General features: G+C 69.3%; 14 protein-coding genes. 9 read left to right on the plus strand and 5 right to left on the minus strand.

Translation table 11 applies throughout. From position 1 onward, the window contains the following. The first annotated feature begins 14 nt into the window (after positions 1-14). Positions 15-1,205 carry a saccharopine dehydrogenase family protein gene (locus OG329_RS05105; RefSeq protein WP_405793114.1) on the plus strand — a complete coding sequence of 397 codons (1,191 nt, stop codon included), beginning with the start codon at positions 15-17 and terminating at the stop codon, positions 1,203-1,205. A gap of 138 nt (positions 1,206-1,343) precedes the next feature. Here OG329_RS05105 and OG329_RS05110 read toward each other — a convergent pair whose 3' ends face one another. Beyond that, positions 1,344-2,225, minus strand: coding sequence for an alpha/beta fold hydrolase (locus OG329_RS05110; RefSeq protein WP_405793115.1), 882 nt, complete (start codon positions 2,223-2,225; stop codon positions 1,344-1,346). A 93-nt stretch (positions 2,226-2,318) separates the two neighbouring features. After that, positions 2,319-3,032 (minus strand): endonuclease V, encoded by a 714-nt coding sequence (locus OG329_RS05115; RefSeq protein WP_405793116.1) that lies wholly within the window; start codon positions 3,030-3,032, stop codon positions 2,319-2,321. A gap of 81 nt (positions 3,033-3,113) precedes the next feature. Here OG329_RS05115 and OG329_RS05120 point away from each other — a divergent pair, with 81 nt between their 5' ends. The 6 genes from OG329_RS05120 (at position 3,114) to OG329_RS05145 (ending at position 10,430) form a co-directional block, all read left to right on the plus strand. Beyond that, complete coding sequence (locus OG329_RS05120; protein WP_405793117.1) at positions 3,114-3,455, plus strand: YciI family protein; 342 nt, start codon at positions 3,114-3,116, stop codon at positions 3,453-3,455. Positions 3,456-3,569: 114 nt separating this feature from the next. After that, complete coding sequence (locus tag OG329_RS05125; protein ID WP_405793118.1) at positions 3,570-3,986, plus strand: SsgA family sporulation/cell division regulator; 417 nt, start codon at positions 3,570-3,572, stop codon at positions 3,984-3,986. A gap of 269 nt (positions 3,987-4,255) precedes the next feature. Continuing rightward, positions 4,256-5,896, plus strand: a complete 1,641-nt coding sequence (locus tag OG329_RS05130; protein ID WP_405793119.1) for an ABC-F family ATP-binding cassette domain-containing protein — start codon at positions 4,256-4,258, stop codon at positions 5,894-5,896. 82 nt (positions 5,897-5,978) lie between these two features. Further along, positions 5,979-8,249, plus strand: coding sequence for an ATP-binding cassette domain-containing protein (locus OG329_RS05135; RefSeq protein WP_405793120.1), 2,271 nt, complete (start codon positions 5,979-5,981; stop codon positions 8,247-8,249). A gap of 161 nt (positions 8,250-8,410) precedes the next feature. After that, on the plus strand, positions 8,411-9,385 hold the full coding sequence (locus OG329_RS05140) for an acyl-ACP desaturase (RefSeq protein ID WP_405793121.1): 975 nt from the start codon (positions 8,411-8,413) through the stop codon (positions 9,383-9,385). 124 nt (positions 9,386-9,509) lie between these two features. Further along, positions 9,510-10,430 (plus strand): chitosanase, encoded by a 921-nt coding sequence (locus OG329_RS05145; protein WP_405793122.1) that lies wholly within the window; start codon positions 9,510-9,512, stop codon positions 10,428-10,430. A 45-nt stretch (positions 10,431-10,475) separates the two neighbouring features. On the opposite strand, the gene OG329_RS05150 is transcribed toward OG329_RS05145, so the two are convergent. The 3 genes from OG329_RS05150 to OG329_RS05160 form a co-directional block, all read right to left on the minus strand. Continuing rightward, positions 10,476-10,772 (minus strand): WhiB family transcriptional regulator, encoded by a 297-nt coding sequence (locus OG329_RS05150; RefSeq protein WP_405793123.1) that lies wholly within the window; start codon positions 10,770-10,772, stop codon positions 10,476-10,478. A gap of 121 nt (positions 10,773-10,893) precedes the next feature. Further along, the gene (locus OG329_RS05155) at positions 10,894-11,691 is read right to left on the minus strand and encodes a VOC family protein (RefSeq protein WP_405793124.1); all 798 of its coding nucleotides are present in this window, start codon (positions 11,689-11,691) and stop codon (positions 10,894-10,896) included. Positions 11,692-11,830: 139 nt separating this feature from the next. Continuing rightward, positions 11,831-12,904: a multicopper oxidase domain-containing protein gene (locus OG329_RS05160; protein WP_405801656.1), complete on the minus strand. Its 1,074-nt coding sequence runs from the start codon at positions 12,902-12,904 to the stop codon at positions 11,831-11,833. A 203-nt stretch (positions 12,905-13,107) separates the two neighbouring features. Here OG329_RS05160 and OG329_RS05165 point away from each other — a divergent pair, with 203 nt between their 5' ends. Together OG329_RS05165 and OG329_RS05170 are read left to right on the plus strand one after the other, a co-directional pair. Beyond that, complete coding sequence (locus tag OG329_RS05165) at positions 13,108-15,588, plus strand: ThuA domain-containing protein (protein ID WP_405793125.1); 2,481 nt, start codon at positions 13,108-13,110, stop codon at positions 15,586-15,588. A gap of 62 nt (positions 15,589-15,650) precedes the next feature. Continuing rightward, positions 15,651-17,804 (plus strand): OmpL47-type beta-barrel domain-containing protein, encoded by a 2,154-nt coding sequence (locus OG329_RS05170; RefSeq protein ID WP_405801657.1) that lies wholly within the window; start codon positions 15,651-15,653, stop codon positions 17,802-17,804. Positions 17,805-17,812 lie beyond the last annotated feature (8 nt).

The following is a 17,812-nucleotide window of genomic DNA, read 5'->3' on the forward strand; positions in this document are numbered from 1 at the left end:
ACGGCGGAGACTCGATGAACAGGCAGAACGGGGCACAACGCCCGTACGACGTGGTGCTTTTCGGCGCGACCGGTTTCGTCGGCACGCTCACGGCCGAGTATCTCGCCCTCAGCGCGCCGGACGGCTGCCGGTGGGCGATCGCCGGCCGCGACCGGGCGAAGCTGGAGAAGCTGCGGGCCCGGCTGGCCAGGCTCGCCCCGCGCTGCGCGGACCTCCCGTTGCTGGTGGCCGACGCCGCCGACCCGGCGTCGCTGCGGGCGCTCGCCGAGTCCACCCGCGTGCTCGCCACGACCGTCGGCCCGTACGTGTGGCACGGGGAGAATCTGGTCGCCGCCTGCGCCGACGCCGGTACGGACTACGCGGACATCTGCGGCGAGCCGGAGTTCGTCGACCGGATGTATGTGGCGTACGAGGACCGGGCCCGGCAGACCGGGGCCCGGCTGGTGCACTCCTGCGGGTTCGACTCCGTGCCGCACGATCTGGGCGCGTACTTCACCGTCCGGCAGTTGCCGGCGGACGTGCCGCTGCGCATCGACGGTTTCGTCCGCACCAACGCGTTCTTCTCCGGCGGGACCCTCGCCTCGGCGCTGAACGCGCTGAGCCGTGGCCGGCAGAGCGTGGCGGCGGCGAAGCGGCGGAAGCTGCACGAGCCCCGGCTGGTCGGCCGGCGGGCGGTCGGGCCGCTGGGCGCGCCGCACTTCAGCAAGGAGACCGGCGCCTGGGCGCTGCCGCTGCCCACGCTCGACGCGCGGGTGGTGACGCGCTCGGCGGCGGCGGTGCCGCGTTACGGCCCCGACTTCCGCTACCGGCACTTCGCCGCCTTCCGGTCGCTGCCGGTCGCCCTGGGCGGCACGGTGGCGGCAGGCGCGGGCGTCGCGCTGGCGCAGGTGCCCGCGGTCCGGCGGGCGCTGATGGACCGCTTCGAGCCGGGCTCCGGGCCCGACGAGGCGCGCCGGAGCGCGAGTTGGTTCACGGTGCGGTTCGTGGGCGAGGGTGGTGGGCGCAGGGTGTTCACGGAGGTCGCGGGCGGCGATCCGGGCTACGACGAGACGGCGAAAATACTGGCGGAGGCGGCGCTGAGCCTGGCCTTCGACGAACTTCCCGACACCTCGGGGCAGGTCACCACCGTCGCCGCGATGGGTGACGCGCTGCTGGACCGGCTGCGGACGGCCGGGATGACCTTCCGGGTCGCGCACGCGCGCTGAGAGCCGGTGCGCCGAGGACCGGTGCGCTGAGTAGGAACGCGGCGGCCCGCCCCCAGCACGGGCCGCCACGTTCGTACCCGGACCCGCCGACGGCCCTCCCGAGTCCGCCGGCGGATCAGCTTCCAGCCCCCCCTCAGCTCACTCGGCCGGTCGGCTCACCCGGTTCGCGAGGAAGTCGCGGAGCACGGGCGCCAGCGCCGCCGGGTCGAACTGGTGGCTCTGGCCGGGGAGTTCGTGGTACTCGCCGTGGGCCAGCAGCCCTGCGGCCGACTTGCCGCCCGCCCGCATGAACGGTTCGCTGTCACCGCCGCAGACCACCAGCGCCGGCCCGGTCACACCGCTCCACAGACCGGCGGCCAGCGGGTTGCCGGACATCGTGTCGCCCATGACGAGTCCGTCGTACGCGAGGGTGTGCGCGATCTTCTCCATGTCCGCCCAGGACGGCGGCTGGATCTCACCCTCCGCCGCCGGCGGCGCGGGCTGGTTCTTCATCCCTTCCACGTACTCGGCGGGGATGCCGACCGCGTCGGTCATGAACAGCTCGACCGCCCGGTCCCGGCGGCCCGCCGCCACATGGGCCCTGATCCGCGCGACGTAGTCGGCGGGCAGCGGCGGCCTGCTGTCGTCCAGGATGAACGGCGGCTCGTACACCGCGACCGCGCTCACCTTCCCGGCCAGGGCCTCGGCCGCCGCCAGCGCGAGCGCGGCGCCGGACGAGAAGCCGAAGACGGCTGCCTGCCCGCCGTGCGCGTCGATCAGCGCCTCGATGTCCTCGACCTCGCGCGCCACCGCGTACGGCTGCGTGTCGCCGCTGTGGCCGCGCCCGCGCCGGTCGTAGTCGACCACGGTGTGCTCCGTGGCGAGCGGCGCGCCGATGGCCGCGTCCAGCGGGGCGGTGCCGGTGCCGAGCGCGCCCGCCACCATGATCAGGACGGGGCCGGTGCCGCTCGCGCGGTGGGCGATCGACGTGCCGTCCTTCGACGTCACGTACTGGAGGTCGGTCTGCGTCGTGCCGGTCATGATGTGGCCCCTCACGTCATTCTGTTCGTTCATGCGTTCGCTTTCAGAGGGGCAGACCAGGGGGCCGCGCGAAACTCATCGCTCTTGGCCGGATCAATTTCCGCCCGTGGTCTCCACGTCCGCCACGCCCCGCACCGCGGCGCGCAGCGCCTGACGGCACAGGGTGTCTGCCCGGCGGGTCGTCTCCGGGATACGGAAGTCCGGCGCCAGCCGCAGGGTGTGCGCGCAGGCGGTGTCGAGCGCGGTCCGGTGCCCGACCGACACGAAGACGGGCTTCACACCGTCCTGTGTACGCAGCGCCCGGCCCACCTCCTCGCCGTCGTCGGCGAGCAGCGGCGAGAAGTCGCCACGCCGGGCGCCGGGCTGCTCGTACGAGAAGGTGAAGGGGTTCTTGGCGACCCCGATCACCGGCAGCCCGGTCAGCACTCCGAGGTGGCTGGCCAGCCCGAACCGGCGCGGATGCGCGCGGCCGTAACCGTCGCAGACGACGAGCCCGGGGTCCGACGTCAGGGCGTCGAGCGCGGCGAGGACGGTCGGGATCTCACGGAAGGCGAGCAGCCCCGGTACGTACGGGAAGGCGACCCGCCCGACAGCCGTCGCCCGGTCCACGACGGCGAGGGTCGCCGCGTCGAGGACGACGGCCGCGGCGGCGACGATGTCCCGCTCGTCGTCGTACGCCACGTCAACACCGGTCACCAGCCCGGTCCCGGCCGCCGGCCCCGCTTCGTCGAGCACGACGAGCGCGCGCAACTCGTCCTGAACGGCCCTGGCTTCGGCCTCGTCGGCGGGTGTCCTGATCGTCGTCATGGTGCGTCAGCCTATGTCCGGTCCGGCGGGTCCCGGCCGGGCTCGGGCGCGCGCCCGCACCGCGCCGCTAACCTCACGTTCATGTTTGTACTGGAGCTGACCTACGCCGCCCCCGTCGACCGTGTCGACCCCCTTGTGGCGGACCATCACCACTGGGTCGACGCGCAGTTCGCCGCCGGGACCTTCATCCTGTCGGGGCGCAAGTCGACGCGCGACGGGGGTGTGATCCTGGCCGCCGGGGACGATCGCGCGGCGCTCGACGCGCTCATCGCCACGGACCCCTTCGTGATCGGGGAGGTGTGCGCGTACCGGATCACGGAGTTCGTCGCCGCTCGTACCGCGCCTGGACTCACGGAGTACCGCGAGCGACCGCCGGGAGGACCCCGTACGAACGCCGCCGTGCCGGTCCCGACCGGCGAGTAGCGAAAACGGTGACGTAGGTCACGCCGTTCACCGAGCACTCTTCAGCGCGTTGTGTCGTCTTTCCCTTTAGCGGAAGACACACATCCGCGCGAGCCGTGCGAAGGGGAGCTGGCCTTGTCCACCGTCATCGAGCAAGCCCTGCAAGCCCGGCTGGTCGCCTCGGCGCCTCAGCAGGAGACCGTTCCCGCCACCCTGCACTACGACGGCCAGGACCCGTTCGCCGTGCGGATGGCGTTCCCGCCCACGGCGACGCTGGAGGGCACCGAAGTGTCCTGGGCGTTCTCCCGCGAGTTGCTGACGGTCGGGATGGACGAGCCGGCCGGGCTCGGCGACGTACGGGTGCGGCCGTTCGGCTACGACCGTACGGTCCTGGAGTTCCACGCCCCCGAGGGCGTCGCGATGGTCCATGTCCGCACGTCGGAGGTGCGGAGCTTCCTCGACCGGTCCGTGGGCGTCGTCCCGGTCGGCCGGGAGCATCTGTATCTCGATCTGGACAACGACGTCGCCGAATTGCTGCGCGACGCCTGCTGAACCGCTGTCCCGCTCCCCCGCCACGACGGAAAACGCGTTGCCCCCGTCCCCCGTGTCCTCGTACGGTGCACAGCGGTCCTGTTGTCGCCGAACGGAGTGGGACGTTGATCTTCTGAGGTCCTGAGACACCGTGCCGCGCGGTCTTTCCTGCCCGCGCGCACCGCGTGCGACCTCGGCGATCCCGCCGTCCTGCCGTCCCTTCCCGGTGCCCTCCGCCGGTGTCTCCCACCGTTGCCCCGCATCCTTTTCGCAGCAGCCTGGAGACCCGTATGTCTACTTCCCCCCGAATCATTTGCTCCGCGCTCTCCTTCGCCTGGCCGGACGGGACCGCCGTGTTCGACGGCCTCCAACTGGCCGTCGGCCCCGGCAGGACCGGGCTCGTCGGCGTCAACGGGTCGGGGAAATCGACCCTGTTGAAGCTCGTCGCGGGCGCGCTCACCCCCACGGGCGGCCGGACGGACACCGTGGGCGAGATCGGCTATCTCCCGCAGAACGCCGCGCTCGACACCGGTCTGCGCGTCGACCGGGCGCTCGGTATCGCCGGCATCCGCGCCGCGCTGCTCGCCGTCGAGGCGGGCGACGCGAGCGAGGAGAACTTCGCCGCCGTCGGCGACGACTGGGACGTCGAGGAGCGGGCGCGCGCCACCCTCGACCAGCTCGGGCTGGGCCATGTCGGACTCGACCGCACCATCGGCGAGATGTCGGGCGGCGAGTGTGTCCTGCTGCGCCTGGCGGCCCTGCTGCTGGCCCGGCCCTCGGTCCTGCTGCTCGACGAGCCGACGAACAATCTGGATCTGTACGCGCGCGAACGGCTCCACGCCGCCGTCGCGCAGTGGTCGGGTGTGCTGGTCGTGGTCAGCCACGACCGGGTACTCCTCGATCTGGTCGACCGGATCGCCGATCTGCGGGACGGCGAGATCACCTGGTACGGGGGGAATCTCTCCGCGTACGAGGAAGCACTCGCCGTCGAACAGGAGGCCGCCGAGCGCATGGTGCGGGTCGCCGAGAGCGACGTGCAGCGGCAGAAGCGCGAACTGGCCGACGCGCAGGTCACGTTGGCGCGACGCAGGCGCTTCGGACAGAAGAAGTGGGACACCAAGCGCGAGCCGAAGGTCATCATGGCGCAGCGCAGACGCGAGGCGCAGGTGTCGGCGGGCAAGTACCGCATCATGCACACCACGAAGCTCGCCGAGGCGAGGGAGAGGCTGGACGAGGCGGTGGAGGCGGTGCGCGACGACGACGAGATCCGGATCGAGCTGCCCGCCACCGAGGTGCACTCCGGGGTCGGGGTGCTGCGGCTGCGCGAGCTGCGACTGCGGTACGGGGCGCGGGCGACGGGTGAGTTCACGATCCACGGCCCGGAGCGGATCGCGCTGGTGGGGCGTAACGGCGCGGGCAAGACGACGCTCCTGCGGACGATCGCCGGGGAGCTGGCGCCGGTCTCGGGCGAGGCGCAGGCGCTGGTGCCGACGCGTTTTCTGCCGCAGCGGCTCGATGTCCTGGACGAGACGCTGAGTGTGGTGCAGAACGTGAAGCGGTTCGCGCCCGCCGCCTCGGACAACGAGATCCGGGCGCGGCTCGCCCGCTTCCTGTTCCGGGGCGCGCGGGCGAACCAGTCGGCCGGGACCCTGTCGGGCGGGGAACGGTTCCGTGCCTCGCTGGCGGCCCTGCTGCTCGCGCAGCCGGCGCCCCGGTTGCTGATGCTGGACGAGCCGACGAACAATCTCGATCTGGCGAGCGTGCGCGCGCTCACGGCGGCGCTGGGGTCCTACCGGGGCGCCCTCGTCGTGGCGAGCCACGATGTGCCGTTCCTGGAGTCGATCGGCGTCACGCGCTGGCTGCTGCTGGACGGGGAGCTGCGCGACACGGCGGGCCCGTCGGTCCACCCGGCGATCGAGTCCGGTGACTGAGGACGCACCGCGCGGGAAGGCGCCGTAAGCCGGTCGGGAATCCGGACAGTAGTTGTCTGGATTCCCGATTAGCTTCGGGCCCATGCCTCAGAACATCACCATCGTCGGCGCCCGTGAGAACAACCTCAGGGACGTCTCGCTGACCATCCCGAAGAACCGGATCACCGTCTTCACCGGGGTCTCGGGGTCCGGCAAGTCCTCGATCGTCTTCGACACCATCGCCGTGGAGTCACAGCGACAGCTCAACGAGACCTTCACGACATTCCTCAGGAACCGGCTGCCCAAATACGAGCGGCCCCAGGTCGAGGCGATCGACGATCTGTCGGTGGCGATCGTCATCGACCAGAAGCCGGTCGGTGGCAACGTCCGCTCCACCGTCGGCACGATGACCGACATCTACTCCGTCATCCGGGTGCTGTTCTCGCGGTACGGCACGCCGAGCGCGGGGGCGGCCACCGCGTACTCCTTCAACGATCCGTCCGGCATGTGCCCACGGTGCGACGGCGTGGGGCGGGTGGTACGGCTCGACATCGACCGCGCGATCGACTGGTCGAAGTCCCTGAACGAAGGCGCGCTGCTGCTGCCGGGGCTCTCGGTGGGCGGCTGGGAGTGGAATCTGTACGCCGGATCGGGGCACTTCGACCCGGACAGGCCGCTCGGCCGGTACACCGCCGAGGAGCGTCAACTACTGCTGTACGGCGGTGACTTCACCGTCCGACTGGAGATGCGGACCGGGTCGGCCGACGTACGGTTCGAGGGGATCGTGGGGCGTTTCACCCGGTTGTACCTCAAGCGCGACACGACCGGCCTGTCCGAGAAGCGCAAGGAGGCCGCGAACCGCTTCACCACGCAGCGGGTGTGCGACGCGTGCGGCGGGGCGCGGCTGAACGAGGCGGCGCTCGCCACCCGTATCGACGGTCTGTCCATCGCCGACCACACACGGATGGAGGTCGCCGACCTGGTCGACGTGCTGGCGCGGATCGACGATCCGGTGGCGACGCCGATCGCCGCCGCCGCGCGCGCCCGGCTCGAGCGGCTGGTCGGGATCGGGCTCGGCTATCTGAGCCTGGACCGGGAGACGACCACGCTCTCCGGCGGTGAGGGACAGCGGCTCAAGATGGTGCGCCATCTGGGGAGTTCACTGACGGGGCTGACGTTCATCTTCGACGAGCCGAGCGTGGGCCTGCACCCGCGCGACGTGGGGCGGCTGAACGATCTGCTGCGGCGGCTGCGCGACCGGGGCAACACCGTGCTGGTGGTGGAGCACGACCCCGATGTGGTGGCGATCGCGGACCATGTCGTGGACATGGGGCCACGGGCGGGCGCGGACGGCGGTCAGGTGGTGTTCGAGGGGACGGTGGAGCGACTGAGGGGCGCCGACACGCTCACCGGCCGGCATCTCGTGAGCCGTACGCCCATCAAGGAGAGCTTCCGCTCCCCCACCGGCCAACTGGCCGTGCGAAAAGCCTCGTTGCACAATCTGAAGGGGATCGACGTACGGTTCCCGGCCGGGGTCCTGACGGCGGTGACCGGCGTCGCGGGGTCGGGAAAGTCGACGCTGGTCTCCCAGGTCTTCACGGCGGCCCACCCGGACGCGATCGTCATCGACCAGAGCGCGATCACGGCCTCCTCACGGTCCACCCCGGCGTCGTATCTCGGCATCATGGACACCGTTCGCAAGCTGTTCGCGAAGCGGAACGGTGTGGAGCCGGGACTCTTCAGCTTCAACTCGTCGGGCGCCTGCGCCGAATGCTCCGGACGCGGGATCATCCATACCGATCTGGCGTTCATGGATCCGGTGACGACCGTCTGCCAGGCGTGCGAGGGGCGGCGGTTCAACGACGACGTACTCGCGCTGCGGGTGGGCGGCCGGTCGATCGTCGACGTCCTGGAGATGACGGCCGCTCAGGCGATCGTGTTCTTCGAGGAGTTCGGCGCCGACGAAGCGCTGCTGCGCAGGCTACGGACCCTGAACGACGTGGGGTTGACATATCTGACACTCGGTCAGCCGCTGAGCTCGCTGTCGGGCGGGGAGCGGCAGCGCATCAAGCTGGCGACCCAACTGCACCGTACGGGCAGCGTGTACGTCCTGGACGAGCCGACCACCGGACTGCACATGGCGGACGTGGGCACCCTGCTGGCGCTGCTCGACCGGCTCGTGGACGCGGGCAATTCGGTGATCTGTGTCGAACACAACCTGGACGTGGTCAAGCGCGCGGACTGGGTGATCGATCTGGGCCCGGACGGCGGGAAGCACGGCGGCGAGATCGTCTTCGAGGGCACACCGGGCGAACTGCTCAACCACCCGAAGTCGTTCACGGCGGACCATCTCCGGCGCGAGATCGGGATATGACCAGGTCGCGCGGCCCCTGGGCCGCGCGGGTCCGCATCGCCGGACGGGTTCTTTTTCGGTGCATCACGGATCTGGGCTTGGCTCCCGCCTTACCGCGCCCTTAACCTACGGTCACGTAACCTACGAACCCGTAGGTACTACTCCCGTCCCCAGGAGCATCCGTGACACTCACCTCTCCCCACCTCGGCAGTTCGGAGGCGTGGACCGACGCCCGACTGCTGTACGCACTGGAAGAGGTGGTGGAGAAAGAACTCAACCGCCATCTCAAGGTCGCCAAGGACTGGATGCCGCACGAGTACGTGCCCTGGTCCGACGCACGCAATTTTCCCGGTTTCTTCGAGGACGGCACGGCCTGGGAGCCGGAGCAGTCCAAGGTGACCGACATCGGCAAGATCGCCCTCGTGGTGAATCTGCTGACCGAGGACAATCTCCCCAGTTACCACCACGAGATCGCCAGCCTCTTCGGCCGTGACGGCGCCTGGGGCACCTGGGTGCACCGCTGGACCGCCGAGGAGGGCCGGCACGGCATCGTGATGCGCGACTATCTGCTCGCCTCGCGCGCCGTCGACCCGGACAAGCTTGAGCAGTTCCGCATGGTGCACATGGCGGAGGGCTTCGAGTCGGACAACCGGCACTCGATGCTGCACTCGGTCGCGTACGTCGCCTTCCAGGAGCTGGCGACCCGCGTGTCGCACCGCAACACCGGCCACCAGTCGGGCGACCCGGTCTGCGACCGGATGCTGGCGCGTATCGCCACCGACGAGAACCTGCACATGGTCTTCTACCGCAACTTGCTGGGCGCGGCCTTCGACATCGCCCCGGACCTGACCATGCAGGCCGTACGCGACGTGGTCGTGCAGTTCCGGATGCCGGGACACGGTATGCCCGGCTTCGAGCGGGCCGCCGCGCAGATGGCGATCGGCGAGATCTACAACATGCGCATCCACCACGACGACGTGCTCCAGCCGGTGCTGCGCTATCTGAAGGTGCTCGACATCGACGGGCTGGGCCCCGAGGGGCTGCGGGCGCAGGAGGAGCTGGGCCTGTACATGAACGGGCTGGACTCCGAGGCGAGCAAGTTCGACGAGAAGCTCGCCGCCCGCAAGGCGCGGATGGCCGCGCGCGCCGCCGGCTGACGCCTTTTATCCGGGCCGGCCCCTCGAGGGTCACCACAGCTTCCTCACACGTCCCACCTGGGTGTGACGAATCCGAGGGGAGCTCCCCGCGGGTGTTCGAATCGGGCATCGTACGCTTTACGCCGTGAAGCCTGTCACCCGCCTCTTCCTCATAGGCGCACCCATCGTTGTCGTCGCCTCCGTCATCTTCGGCGGAGGCGGCGACGACTCCGGCGTTCTGGCCGACAATCCGCCGGAGAACTCGGCGAGCACCGCGCCCAATCCCCTCGCCTCCGGGAGCGAGGGCGAGAAGGAGAAGCTGGAGGAGCGGATCAGGAAGATGCCGCCCGGTCTCGCCGCCCCCGGCAAGAAGGAGATCGCCGCCCAGCTCGTCGCGAGCGCGGAGAACTCCACACTCGACTGGCGCACCCAGTACGACGCGATCGAGGACCTGGACGACGGCAACGGCTACACCGCCGGGATCATCGGGTTCTGCTCGGGCACCAACGACATGCTCCAGCTCGTCGAGGAGTACACCGAGCACCACCCGGACAATCCGCTGGCCTCCTACCTCCCCGCGCTGCGCGACGTCGACGGCACGGACTCGCACCACGGTCTGGACCCGGGGTTCACACAGGCATGGGCGACGGCGGCCAAGAGTCCCGACTTCCGCAAGGCTCAGGACAGCACCCGCGACCGTGTCTACTTCGACCCCGCGGTGCGGCTGGCGAAGATGGACGGCCTGAGCACCCTCGGCCAGTTCATCTACTACGACGCGATGGTCCTGCACGGGCCCGGTCTCGACGCGGGCGGCTTCTACGGCATCCGGCACGCGGCGATGAAGCACGCGAAGACGGCGGCCGAGGGCGGCTCCGAGAAGAAGTATCTGAACGCGTTCCTCGACCAGAGCCGGCATGTGATCAAGACGAAGGTCACCGAGACGCAGCGGGACACCTCGCGCATCGACACGGCGCAGCGGGTCTTCCTCAAGGACGGCAACATGGAGCTGGCGGCGCCCCTGCGATGGAAGATGTACGGGGAGACGTTCCAGCTCCCCGCTTCCTGACCCGCGAACCGGCCGACCGGGTGACGTGCTACCACTCCGACCGACTCAAGCGACCTCGGCCGTCGGCGTATCGCTGCCCGTGCGGCGCAGCCGCTCGCGCTCCTTCTCCGACAGACCGCCCCACACCCCGAAGCGCTCGTCGTTGTCCAGCGCGTACTCCAGGCACTCCCGCCGCCCCTCGCAGGCACCGCAGAGCTGCTTCGCCTCGCGGGTGGACGAGCCGGGGGCCGGGAAGAAGAACTCGGGCCCGGTCTGGGCGCACAGGGCGCTCTCCTGCCAGGCGAGTTCCCGCCCCGTGCGACCGGTGATGCTGGTGAGGGAGTTCATGGGATTGATCGGCATGGCACACACGCTGCCTGGTGCCGATAAACATTCGATCAATGACCTGATGGGCAACCGTCCGGAAGACGACCAGGACGGCCGAGGCGGCCCTGACGGCCCGTCCCGCGGCCTCGGCCTTCGGTCACGAGTCCTCCGTGACGCCCTGCATGAACGCCAGACGCGCGCCGTAGGGGTCGTTCACGACGGCGAACCGGCCGACGCCCTCGATGTCCGTGGGCTCCTGGACGGTCGTACCGCCCAGCCGGTCCGAGTTCGCCACCGCAGCATCGCAGTCGCTCGTACCGAAGTACAGGAGCCAGTTCGACCCCGGCGCGGCGGACGCGGGACCGGCCTCGTCGGTCACGATGCCCGCGAACATGCCGTCGGGGCCTTTGCCCGCGGGGTGGACCATGATGTAGTCGCCCCCGCCGCCCGGCATCGGCATGGAGGTCGTCTCCCAGCCGAAGGCGGAGCCGTAGAAGCCGGTGGCGGCGGCCGGGTTCGGGGTGTGCAGCTCGGCCCAGCAGAGGGTGCCCGGGTTGTCGACGGCCTCCAGGCCGGTGTTCGTCCCCGGCTGCCAGGTGGCGAACTGCGCCCCGGCCGGGTCGGCGCACAGGGTCATACGGCCGAGGTCCTGGACGTCCATCGGCTCGTTCACGACCGTGCCGCCGTTGTCCTTCACGGCCTTGGCGGTGGCCGTGGCGTCGGAGGTCTGGAAGTAGACCGTCCAGGCCGGCGGGGCCTGCTCGGCGGGGAGCTGCATCGCTCCGGCCACGGTCTTGCCGTCGAGCTGGAACATGCCGTAGCCGCCGAAGTCGGGTCCCGCCGATACGTGATTCCAGCCGAAGACGCCTCCGTAGAAGGTCTTCGCACCCTCGATGTCCGGCGTGGCGAGATCCGTCCAGTTCGGTGAACCTTGTACGTAACGGGTGGTGAGCATCATCGCTCCTTCGTGAGGGCCCCCGTGTGCTTGCTTGCCCTCCCGAGTCTTCTACCGATCGGGTCCCGTCGCATGTGCACGCGGACGGACCCGCCGGGCGCGCCGCACAGCGGCTCGCCCGGCGCCGGGGCCTCGTCGGTCAGTGGCCCATGTGCGCGCCCTGGGCACTCGCGCCGGTCGCGGAGGCCGTGTCCTTCGCGCTCGTCGCGCCCTTCGCGCCGGTCGGGTCCTTCTTCGCCGCCCCCGGGTGGTGCGGCTCGTACCCGGGAATCGTGCCGTCCGGCTTGGCGATCAGGAACAGGCCCGCCATGCCCTGGTCCGAATGGCTCTGTACGTGGCAGTGGTACATCCACGCGCCCGCGCCGACGCCCTCGCCCGCGATGATCTGGAGCCCGAAGGAGTCCGCGGGGCCGGTGATCTTGTTGTCGACGATCCGGCTGGTGTCACCGGCGCCGCTGAGCAGTCCGGTCCTGTTGTCGGCCCAGCGATGACCGTGGATATGGAACGTGTGGTAGTACTCGCCGTGCGTGATCATGATGACTTCGAGGCGATCACCCACGGTGGCCTCGAAGTTGGGGCTCTGGGCGCCCGGCAGATTGTTGATCTGCATGTCGTTGAAGACGATGGTGAACTGCTTGTCGGGCAGGATGTCACCCTCCCGGCGGACCACGACGCCGCCGTAGAGGCCCTGCCGGATGCCGCCCGTGCCGTGGTCCGTGCCGACAACGTGGTCGTGGTAGTGCCAGTAGCCGGCGCTGCCCTCGCGGTACGTGCCGTCCGCGCGCTTGCCGGGCTTGTGGGTGCGCCAGGTGTACGTCCGCTTGCCGCCCGGCGGCACATGACTCTTGTTCATACGGGTGCCGTCGTTGGCGATGTCGTAGTCGACACCGTGAACATGCAGGCTGGCGTCGACGTCCGTGAGGTTGGTGAACTCGATGTGGACCGTGTCGCCCTCGACGATGTCGATCAGCGGGCCCGGGATCGACGCCTTGCCCTTCTCGAAGCCGTAGCCGATCTTCCCCGTGCCCAGCCGCTCGGCCACCATGGTGAGATGGTGCACCTTGCCGCCGGCGGGTGCCCTGTTCGGGCCCGCCTCGGCGGCCATGGGCGCGGGGGCGGCCGAGGACGCCGAGGTAACGGACAACGATGTCACGCCAGTTGCCGCGACCGCGCCGCCGGCCACCAGGCGCCGGTTGAAACTCCGTCTGTCCATCGCCATGCCGATCTCCCCACATGCGGTGCTGAGACTGTCGGGGCACAGTGAGGCCCCGGGACGGCCACACGGTAGCTCGGGGATCTTCGTTTATCCACACTCAGGACAAAGTTAGTTCCATTCCGGTGATACCTCTTGGCTCACCGCCCAAAGAGGTCTAGCTTCACGCCTGTTGCTGTGACCAAAGATGGGTGGGTGAACACATGCAGCGCGTACCACATCGCCGGTCAAGATCCCGGCGCGCAATGGCCGCGGCCGTGGTGGCCGGCACGATGGCCGCGTCTCTGCTCGGCGGAAACGCCATGGCGGGTCCGTACCCGGAGCCGCCGTCGACAACGTTGTCCCTTCCTTCGCCGCCCGGCGGCGGCAAGACCGTGAAGGTCCTCGTCTTCCACGGCTCGGCGTCGGAGGAGTCGCCGATCGTCAACGCCGGAATCGAGGCGATCGAGAAGATCGGCCTGTCGGGCCCGACCGCACAGCGGTTCAAGACCGAGACCAACGGTGACGGTTCGGTCTTCACCAACGCCACCAAGCTCGGCAAGTACAACGCGGTCGTCTTCCTGACGGGCGGCGGCGATGTGCTGGATCCCGAGCAGGAGGCGGGACTTGAAGCCTTCGTCGAGGCCGGCGGAGGCTTCCTCGGCATCCGGGACGCGGCGCGCACCGAGCCGTACTCGGACTGGTTCACCGGACTGATCGGCGCCCGCCCCGACGACGCGAGCCCGGACACCGTCCAGCGCGCGACCGTGGAGGTCGGCGACCGTCAGCACCCCGCGACCAAGAACCTGCCGAAGGAGTGGAAGCGCTCCGACAAGTGGTTCAACTGGGACAAGAACCCGACCGGCGAAGTGCACACCGTGGCCCGTGTCAGGGAGAGCACCTACAAGCCGGGTGCGGGCGCCGACGGCGCGGACCACCCGATCTCCTGGTGCCGTGACTACGACGGCGGCCGTTCCTTCTACACCGGCATGGGCGCCACCGTCGACTCGTACGCCGAGACCGACTTCCGCGACCACCTGCGCGGCGCCCTCCAGTGGACCACGCGCATCTCGCGGGCCGACTGCAAGGCCACGATCACCTCCAACTACACGGCGGAGCGCGTCACCGCGCCCAACAAGCCGGGCGAGTCCGACCAGATCGGCGAGCCGCACGGCACGGTCGTCGCGCCCGACGGCCGCGTCTTCTACATCGGCCGTGGTGGCGGCGACAACACCCAGCCCGTCGTGACCGACTGGGCCGACCCGAACGTCGGCAAGGGCGAGGGTCAGATCCATGTCTACGACCCGAAGACCAAGCAGGTCAGCAAGGTCGGCGGCCTGACCATCTTCGGCAACAAGGGCGGCGGCGGCGAACTGGTCAAGAACGAGGAGGGGTTGCTCGGCATCGAGCTGGATCCCGACTTCATGACCAACGGCTGGGTGTATCTGCACTACACACCCCACTCGGAGATCAACCGGGACACCCGGATGGCCGAGCGCCGTGTCTCGCGCTTCAAGATCAATCCCACCACCGGCAAGCTGAACCTCGCCAGCGAGAAGGTCCTGCTGGCCTGGCCGGTGCAGATCAACAGTTGCTGCCACTCGGGTGGCGGTATGGCCTGGGACTCCAAGGGCAACCTCTACATCGCGACCGGGGACAACAACTCCTCGCAGTTCAGCGACGGTTACTCGGGCAACAACCCGGAGCCGAACTACAAGGGCGTCTCCTTCGCGGACGCGCGCCGTACGGCCGGCAACACCAACAACCTCAACGGGAAGATCCTGCGGATCCACCCCGAGAAGAACGGCACGTACACCCTGCCCGAGGGCAACCTCTTCACCGGTGAGGAGAGTGCCGAGGGCGGCGGAAAGACCCGCGGCGAGATCTATGTGATGGGTGTACGCAACCCGGCACGTATCTCCGTCGACCAGAAGACCGACACCCTGTACGCGGGCTGGGTCGGCCCCGACGCGGGCGCCCCGAGCACCACCTGGGGCCCGGCCAAGTACGACACCTTCGCCGCCATCACCAAGGCGGGCAACCAGGGTTGGCCGTACTGCATGGGCAACAAGCAGCCGTACCGCGACCGTAATCTGCCGGACCCGACGAAGCCGCTGGGCTGGTACAACTGCGACGCGCCGAAGAACGAGTCGCCGAACAACGACGGTCTCGTCAACATCCCGCCCATCACCGGCAACACCATCTGGTACTCGCCCCAGGGCGGCGCGCCGGACTTCCCGCGTGACGCGAACGGCATCCCGAGCTACAAGTCGGAGGAGGCCACCTACCTCCTCCCGTGGCTCAAGGGCGGTGGCCAGGCGACCATGAACGGTCCCCTCTACCGCTTCGACGCCGCCAACGCGACCGCCGAGGGCTGGCCGTCGTACTGGGACGGCAAGTGGTTCGTGGGCGACTTCTACGACCAGACCCAGCCGCGGCACGCGGTCGAGCTCGACCCCAAGACCGCGGGCAAGGGCGGACTGCCCGTGCACGCCGAGTCGTTGAAGAAAATCATTCCGGTCGGTGAGAACGGCATCCGCAACCTCATGGACTGGAAGTTCGCTCCCGACGGCTCGCTCTACGTCCTCGACTACGGGCGTGGCTTCTTCACCTCGGACGCGAAGTCCGCGCTGTGGCGCGTGACGTACAAGGGCGGCGAGGCCACTCCCGCCGCCGAGGATCTGGCCAGGAAGGCGGCGCAGTGAGACAACGAGGCGCAGTGAGACGGCGACCTCTCCACCTGTGGACGGCCCTGCTGGGCTCGTTGATGCTGGTGCTGGGGCTGACCTCGACACAGGCATACGGGCGCGGCGACGACCGGCAGGCGGCGGCCCAGGTGCTGACCTGGACCGCGGGCAACTCCACCACGGAGTATCTGTCGTTCCCGACGACGGCCGTCGCGGGTCCCGCGACGATCGTCTTCGAGAACAGCAAGGCGACCGGCAACACCACGTCGATGCCGCACACGGTCACCTTCGACACGTCGAACCCCGACTACAACAACGACGTGACGCTCAACCTGATGGCCAGTCCGGAGGACGCGCAGGGCGGCAAGCAGACGGCCGAGGTCAATCTGACCCCGGGCACCTACCGCTACTTCTGCACGATCCCCGGCCACGGCATGATGACCGGCATCCTCACCGTCACCGACGGTGGTGGCGGTGACGACACCACCGCGCCCGAGACGGCCGCCAAGATCGACGGCGACCAGAACGCCGACGGCGCGTACATCGGTCAGGCCACGGTGACGCTCTCCGCCACCGACGCCGGATCGGGTGTCGACACGATCGAGTACGCGGTCGGGGCCGACGGCGAATGGCAGCCCTACATCAACCCCGTGGTGGTCAATACCGTCGGCGATCACAAGATCCGTTACCGGGCGACCGACAAGGCGGGCAACGCCGCCGCCGAGAAGACGGCCGAGTTCAAGGTCGCCTCGCCGCCCACCGACGACACCACCGCGCCGGAGACCTCGGCGACGGTGACCGGTGAACAGGACGCGAACGGCGCCTACCTGGACATGGCCACGGTCACCGTGACCGCGTCCGACGCCGGTTCCGGCGTCAACAAGATCGAGTACGCGATCGGTGCGGGCGGGGCCTGGCAGGACTACACCGCGCCGGTGATGGTCCATGAGGTCGGTACGCACAAGGTCCGTTACCGGGCCACCGACAAGGCCGGCAACGCCGCGGCCGAGAAGGCCGTCGACTTCACCGTCGTCACCCCTCCGGCGCAGGACACGACCGCGCCGGTGTCGACGGTGGCCGTGACGGGTGACAAGAACTCCGACGGCGCGTTCATCACCAGCGCCACGGCGACCATCAAGGCCACGGACGACGACTCGGGTGTCGAGAAGATCGAGTACTCGCTCGACGGTGGTCCGTACCTCGCGTACACCAAGGCCGTGATCGTCGACGCGGTGGGCTACCACAAGCTCGCGCACCGTGCGACGGACAAGGCGGGCAACACCTCGGCGGCCAAGGAGGTCACGTTCACCATCGCCAAGGGCGGTGGCGTTCCGGCCCCCAACTGCCCTGAGTACGACGTGCGGTTGACGGTCATCGTCGGCGCCGTCGACACGGGTGTGCCGAACCGTCTCACCACCAGCCGGTGCACGATCAACGAGCTGATCGAGGACGAGAAGGACTGGTCCTCGCACGCCTTGTTCCTCAAGCACGTCGAGACGGTGCTGACCAAGCTCCAGTCGGCCGGTGTGATCGACCAGCGCGAGCACAACAAGATCACGAAGGCCGCCAAGCAGTCGAAGATCGGCCGGCCGGGTCAGACGACCGGCTACCGCACGATCTTCGACGGCACGGACACGACCTTCTCCAACTGGGCCCAGGTCGGTGGCGGCAAGTTCTCACTCACCGCCGACGGCGCGATGACGAGCAGCACCACCGTCCAGGGCATGGGCATGCTGTGGTTCCCGGAGCGCAAGTACGACGACTTCTCGCTGAAGCTCCAGTTCCGTGACGACGCGCCGGGCACGGGCAACGCCAACGGCGGTGTCTTCGTGCGCTTCCCGAACGTCAACGGACACCCGCTGGAGACCCGGCCGGAGTGGGTCGCCATCAACTACGGGCACGAGGTCCAGATCCTGGACCGCCCGGACGGCGACATGTACAAGACGGGATCGATCTACGGGTTCGACCGCGTGGGCCTGGCCGGCGCGGGCGTGACTCCGAAGGGCACCTGGAACGACTACGAGATCAAGGTGGTCGACCAGCACTACACGATCCTGCGCAACGGTGTCGTGATCAACGAGTTCGACAACACCGGCGGGCAGGAGTTCACTCCGCCGCGCGCCGGTGACGTGGGTACCGACGGCCGGCGTTACTCGTCCGGCTATGTCGGGCTCCAGGTGCACGGCACGACGGACGTCATCTCGTACCGCGACATCCGGATCAAGGAGCTCTGATCCGATCC

Origin of the sequence: Streptomyces sp. NBC_01506 (genome assembly GCF_045040295.1) — a bacterium.
Lineage (GTDB): Bacteria > Actinomycetota > Actinomycetes > Streptomycetales > Streptomycetaceae > Streptomyces.

Bases quoted from the DNA above. Each gene is read 5' to 3' on its own strand.
- OG329_RS05110 (WP_405793115.1), bottom strand. From the start codon at position 2,225: ATGACCGGCACGACGCAGACCGACCTCCAGTACGTGACGTCGAAGGAC.
- OG329_RS05120 (WP_405793117.1), top strand. From the start codon at position 3,114: ATGTTTGTACTGGAGCTGACCTACGCCGCCCCCGTCGACCGTGTCGAC.
- OG329_RS05160 (WP_405801656.1), bottom strand. From the start codon at position 12,904: ATGGACAGACGGAGTTTCAACCGGCGCCTGGTGGCCGGCGGCGCGGTC.
- OG329_RS05115 (WP_405793116.1), bottom strand. From the start codon at position 3,032: ATGACGACGATCAGGACACCCGCCGACGAGGCCGAAGCCAGGGCCGTT.
- OG329_RS05130 (WP_405793119.1), top strand. From the start codon at position 4,256: ATGTCTACTTCCCCCCGAATCATTTGCTCCGCGCTCTCCTTCGCCTGG.
- OG329_RS05170 (WP_405801657.1), top strand. From the start codon at position 15,651: ATGCTGGTGCTGGGGCTGACCTCGACACAGGCATACGGGCGCGGCGAC.
- OG329_RS05105 (WP_405793114.1), top strand. From the start codon at position 15: ATGAACAGGCAGAACGGGGCACAACGCCCGTACGACGTGGTGCTTTTC.
- OG329_RS05135 (WP_405793120.1), top strand. From the start codon at position 5,979: ATGCCTCAGAACATCACCATCGTCGGCGCCCGTGAGAACAACCTCAGG.
- OG329_RS05155 (WP_405793124.1), bottom strand. From the start codon at position 11,691: ATGCTCACCACCCGTTACGTACAAGGTTCACCGAACTGGACGGATCTC.
- OG329_RS05165 (WP_405793125.1), top strand. From the start codon at position 13,108: ATGCAGCGCGTACCACATCGCCGGTCAAGATCCCGGCGCGCAATGGCC.
- OG329_RS05150 (WP_405793123.1), bottom strand. From the start codon at position 10,772: ATGCCGATCAATCCCATGAACTCCCTCACCAGCATCACCGGTCGCACG.